This window comes from Psychrobacter sp., assembly GCF_030454045.1.
GTDB lineage: Bacteria > Pseudomonadota > Gammaproteobacteria > Pseudomonadales > Moraxellaceae > Psychrobacter.
Genome location: NZ_JAKDJE010000117.1, coordinates 1 through 5,090, shown reverse-complemented (window position 1 = coordinate 5,090; position 5,090 = coordinate 1). Strand labels below are relative to the sequence as shown.

Annotated in this window: 3 protein-coding genes; 1 reads left to right on the top strand and 2 read right to left on the bottom strand. The window is 45.7% G+C overall.

The window, feature by feature from the left end; all coding sequences use genetic code 11:
• Positions 1–120: 120 nt before the first annotated feature.
• Entirely contained in the window at positions 121–624 is a 504-nt protein-coding gene (locus L0G63_RS13345) for a chorismate lyase (RefSeq protein ID WP_301451093.1), read from the bottom strand.
• Between the two features lie 76 nt (positions 625–700).
• A complete protein-coding gene (locus tag L0G63_RS13340) occupies positions 701–2,050 on the bottom strand; it encodes a GNAT family N-acetyltransferase (RefSeq protein ID WP_301451092.1) in 1,350 nt (449 codons plus the stop codon).
• A 620-nt stretch (positions 2,051–2,670) separates the two neighbouring features.
• Here L0G63_RS13340 and L0G63_RS13335 point away from each other — a divergent pair.
• The gene (locus L0G63_RS13335) at positions 2,671–4,890 is read left to right on the top strand and encodes an NADP-dependent isocitrate dehydrogenase (RefSeq protein ID WP_301451091.1); all 2,220 of its coding nucleotides are present in this window, start codon (positions 2,671–2,673) and stop codon (positions 4,888–4,890) included.
• Positions 4,891–5,090 lie beyond the last annotated feature (200 nt).

Below are 5,090 nucleotides of genomic sequence, written 5' to 3'. Positions count from 1 at the left end.
TGGAACAATTTTAGCGATCAGCAGTGCCTATTTGCGAATGTTCAACACGCCCTAAAGGTTTTACTCAATGCAAATTTTTGACCCTAGTTTTTTCTTTGTGTATATAAGAATAAAACGTTTTTAAGTATCACTGGACAAAAATGCTGGCAAAAAGGTTTCGCTGATAAGTAGTAAGCGACCATACCAGTCATAGCGCGTTTGCCGTTGCCAGCCCTCGCTCGTCTGTCGCACAAATCGCTGGTTTGGCACTGTGCGCCGACGTTTAAATAACACATAGCCGATGGGCGTACCTTTTAGCTGCTGCAAGCGTCGCGCCTTACCTTTTAGGCTTGATAGCGGAAAGATGCTTTGCGCACCGACCCATGGCTGCTCGTCATTGCCGTATAGCAGTACTTCACGTATCCACGCCAGCAGTGGACGATTTAGCGCTGAGCCTTGCAGACCCAGTTGTTGCTTTTGTTGCAGCGTCAATAGCCGATAACCCTCAAAGCTACGCTCCACTCGTAACGGCTGCCCTGCCTTCTCTTCTAGCATGGCTGTGAGCGAACCTTCAGCATTGAGCCACGATACGAGTTCAATAGGAGGCAGAGAGGTGGCAATACTAGCAATAGAGTTTGTGGACATAGTTAACGGCTAATCGTGAAATGTGTAAAGTAAATGCCTGCAGGCTATTATTAATGGTTGGCATCAATGGTGTATATCAATGAAGCGTATCAAAGGCTGGCATATTGTCCGCGTTAAATGGTAGTGCCTCATGGGCTTGCTTGCGATATTGTGCCATATGCATCCGATCTTTGGCACAAAAATCGCCAATCGCAGGGACAAAACGCGGGTCATAAATACGGTGAAGCGAGTGCGTGGTCGTTGGGATAAATCCACGAACCAGCTTATGCTCCCCTTGCGTACCCGGATCAAAGGACATTAGCCTCTGTTCAATAGCAAATTCAATACCTTGGTAATAACACAGCTCAAAATGCAAGCTGTCATACTCACCAAGCGCGCCCCAGTATCGACCGTACAAAGTCGCACTATTATCAACATCATTATTAACATCGCCATCAACACTGTCGTCGTTGTCGCTATTACTATCAGGTCTGTCATATAAGAACAAGCTACTGGCAATAATCTCACCCTGCGCGTCTAACGCTTGCGCGAGCATAATATGTTCAGACATACTCGCTGCCAATGCCATAAAAAAGTCTATCGTCAGATAAGGCTGCTGTCCGCGTACCGCATAAGTCATCACGTAACAGTGATAAAAAGCCTTCCAGTCTGCATCGCTGATAGCATCGCCGCATTTTCGCTGGCAGATGATACCTTGCTCAGCCACTTTACGACGCTCCGCACGAATAGTCTTACGCTTTTTGGCTTTTAACGTCATCAAAAACGCATCAAAGTCTGCAAAGGGCTGACTGTCATTGAGCAGGTCTTTGTTTTGCCATAAGAACTGACAGCCTTGACGCTCGAATATCGGTATCGCAATCGGCGCGGATTCTACGCCGCGCTCTTGTGCTGCTAGCGCACGCTCTATATCAATTTCGGTCGGCATAGACGTGGTCGCAATAGAGGCTAGATTAGGCGTCACAAATAGCCCATGCCAGCTTGAGGCGCCGACTTGCTGAGCGATATCATCGATACCCGCGATGGCCGTTTTGAAGATATCCTCATTTAAGCGCTCGCCTTTTGCCAGCCAAAGACGCTGACCGGTAATCGGTGTATATGGCACACTGGTGACCAATCTTGGATAATAGTCGAGACCATAGCGCGCATACGCCTCTGCCCATGAATGGTCAAATACGAACTCACCGCGATGATGGCCTTTTATAAAGACTGGCATTACCGCAACAGGCTGCAGAGCGGCATCCTTAGTATCATCATTGACACGGTGCACCAAAATAAATATCGGTAGCCACCCTGCCTGCTCGCCAATCGCGCCCGTATCGGCAAGCGCCTGCCAAAAAGCAAATGACATAAAAGGCGTGTCTGGCATTTGCCAATCGGTCTGGCTCTGCCAGCTAGTATCATTCATCAGCGCATACTCTAAACTCATACTCACCGTCACTCTTATAATCGCTATATATTTATCGATAACCAATCTGTTGATGACCTAGCCTAGCAAATTTTTGCGGTTTTGCTGTCACAATTTGCAAAGTTTTTTGAGACGCAATAAAAAACCACCAATCGTGACATTGGTGGTTTTTAGGATTATGCTTATGTCTTCTCAAGAATAATATGAAGGTCAATAAAACACCGTCCATATTATTGAAAAGATGATATCGAAGCCGATGACTGCTAGAATAAGGGCGTTGTTAGCTTAGTATAATTTATAACCCTAGGGTATGAGTGAAGACAGTATACTTAGTTCATGGTACGTGATTGACATCCTATCGAATTTATAGTGGATTTATTATAATATACTGTCAGCTACTTGCTGTTTGGCAGTTTTACGGGGCAGTCAACGTGCCATCTGAGAACGCCCTTGTAGTGAACATCAGTAAAAGAAAATGTTTTATCAAACTTGAATATCTCTAACTTAAATATTGCTAAGCAGCTACATACGACGTACTTGTTCGAACGATATCATTGAGCATTGCATAGTATCATTGACCCATATTCAACATTATATTCGAGCTTTATTATTAACGACAACTAAAGGAAGATTCAAATAAAATGTCAAAAATTATTTATACAAAAACTGACGAAGCCCCTGCGCTTGCGACACTATCTTTTTTACCTATTGTAGAAGCGTTCACTAAGACCGCAGGTATTGAGGTTGAGACCAGTGACATCTCTGTTGCGGCACGTATATTGGCTGAATTTCCTGAATACTTGACCGAAGAGCAACGTGTTCCTGACAACCTAGCTGAGCTTGGTCGCCTGACTCAAGACCCCAACACCAACATCATCAAACTGCCAAATATCAGTGCCTCTGTACAGCAGCTCAAAGCAGCCATCAAAGAGCTGCAAGGTAAAGGCTATGCCATCCCTGACTTTCCAGATGATCCACAAACGGATGAAGAAAAAGAGCTACGTAAGCGCTATGGTAAGAGCTTAGGCAGTGCTGTGAACCCAGTACTACGTGAAGGTAACTCAGACCGCCGCGCACCAAAAGCCGTTAAAAACTATGCACGCAAGCATCCACATTCAATGGGTGAATGGAAGCAATGGTCAAGCACACATGTATCACACATGCATGGCGGCGACTTCTATGATGGCGAGCAATCTATGACCCTAGATAAGGCGCGCACGGTTCGCATGGAGCTATTGCTAGACGACGGCACCAAAAAAGTATTGAAACCTAAAATCGATCTACTAGACAAAGAAGTCATCGATTTGATGGTCATGAGCAAAAAAGCCTTGCTTGAATTCTATGAGCGTGAAATGGAAGATTGCCGCGAAGCGGGTATCTTGTTCTCACTACACGTCAAAGCCACCATGATGAAAGTCTCACACCCCATCGTGTTTGGTCATGCGGTTCGCATTTACTACAAAGAAGCGTTTGAAAAGCATGGCGAACTCTTTGATGAACTTGGCATCAACGTCAACAACGGTATGGCAGATTTATACGACAAGATTGCTACTTTGCCAACTTCAACGCGTGAAGAAATTGAGCGCGACCTACATGCTTGTCAGGAGCATCGCCCACGTCTGGCCATGGTTGACTCGGCCAAAGGTATCACCAACTTCCATTCACCAAGTGATGTCATCGTTGATGCCTCTATGCCAGCGATGATTCGTTCAGGCGGTAAAATGTGGGGCGCTGATGGCAAAATGTATGACTGTAAAGCCGTCATGCCAGAGTCTACCTTTGCTCGTATTTACCAAGAAATGATTAACTTCTGCAAATGGCATGGCAACTTTGATCCAACGACCATGGGTACCGTACCAAATGTCGGCCTAATGGCACAAAAAGCAGAAGAATACGGCTCGCATGACAAGACCTTTGAATCTAGCGATGCTGGTATTGCTCGTATCGTCGACGTTGAGACCGACGAAGTCTTGCTCGAAAAACGCGTTGAAAAAGGCGATATCTGGCGCATGTGTCAGGTTAAAGATGAGCCTATCCAAGACTGGGTCAAGCTTGCTGTACGCCGTGCCCGTGAATCAAATACGCCTGTTATCTTTTGGCTCGACCCATACCGTCCACATGAGAACGAGCTCATCAAGAAAGTTAAAATGTATCTAAAAGATCATGATACTGACGGTTTACACATCGAAATCATGTCTCAGGTTCGCGCCATGCGTTATACCCTAGAGCGTGTCGCTCGTGGCCTCGATACTATCTCTGCGACTGGTAACATCTTACGTGATTACCTCACTGACTTGTTCCCAATCCTAGAGCTTGGTACCAGTGCTAAGATGCTATCGGTTGTGCCACTCATGAAAGGCGGCGGTTTGTTTGAGACGGGTGCAGGTGGTTCTGCACCAAAGCATGTTGAGCAGCTCACCGAAGAAAACCATCTACGTTGGGATTCACTTGGTGAGTTCTTGGCCTTGAACGTCTCTTTGGAGCATTTGGCCAGCAACGACAACAATGCTAAAGCTCAAGTATTGGCCGATACGCTCGATACCGCGACCGAAAAACTGCTGCTGAATGACAAATCACCATCACGTAAAACTGGTGAGCTTGACAACCGTGGCAGCCATTTCTATCTGGCCAAATATTGGGCTGAAGAGCTGGCGGCGCAGGATCAAGATAGCGAGTTAAAAGCACAGTTCACGCCATTGGCGCAAAAGCTTACAGAAAACGAAGACGCAATTGTCAAAGAGTTCAACGACGCTCAAGGTAAGCCAGTCGATATCAAAGGCTACTACTACGCCGATGAGGAGCTTGCGAAAAAAGCCATGCGTCCAAGCGCACTATTCAACGAAGCCTTGGCATCGCTATAATTTTTGTGAGTGATTGTTCAACGAGGGTAAACCGTCTTTGGTTTTTATCGGAGAGATAGTCAAACCCGTTTCAATCGCAACAAATAAAACACCTCAATGGTCTTAGGACGTTGAGGTGTTTTTTTGTGCCCAGTTATTTTTTATTTTCTTAGATTAACACATGAAGTGCAATACCAAATGCAAGGTGAAAAAAAGACCTA

Excerpts from the sequence above, each read along its gene's own strand:
- L0G63_RS13340 (WP_301451092.1), bottom strand. The coding sequence starts at position 2,050 with ATGAGTTTAGAGTATGCGCTGATGAATGATACTAGCTGGCAGAGCCAG.
- L0G63_RS13345 (WP_301451093.1), bottom strand. The coding sequence starts at position 624 with ATGTCCACAAACTCTATTGCTAGTATTGCCACCTCTCTGCCTCCTATT.
- L0G63_RS13335 (WP_301451091.1), top strand. The coding sequence starts at position 2,671 with ATGTCAAAAATTATTTATACAAAAACTGACGAAGCCCCTGCGCTTGCG.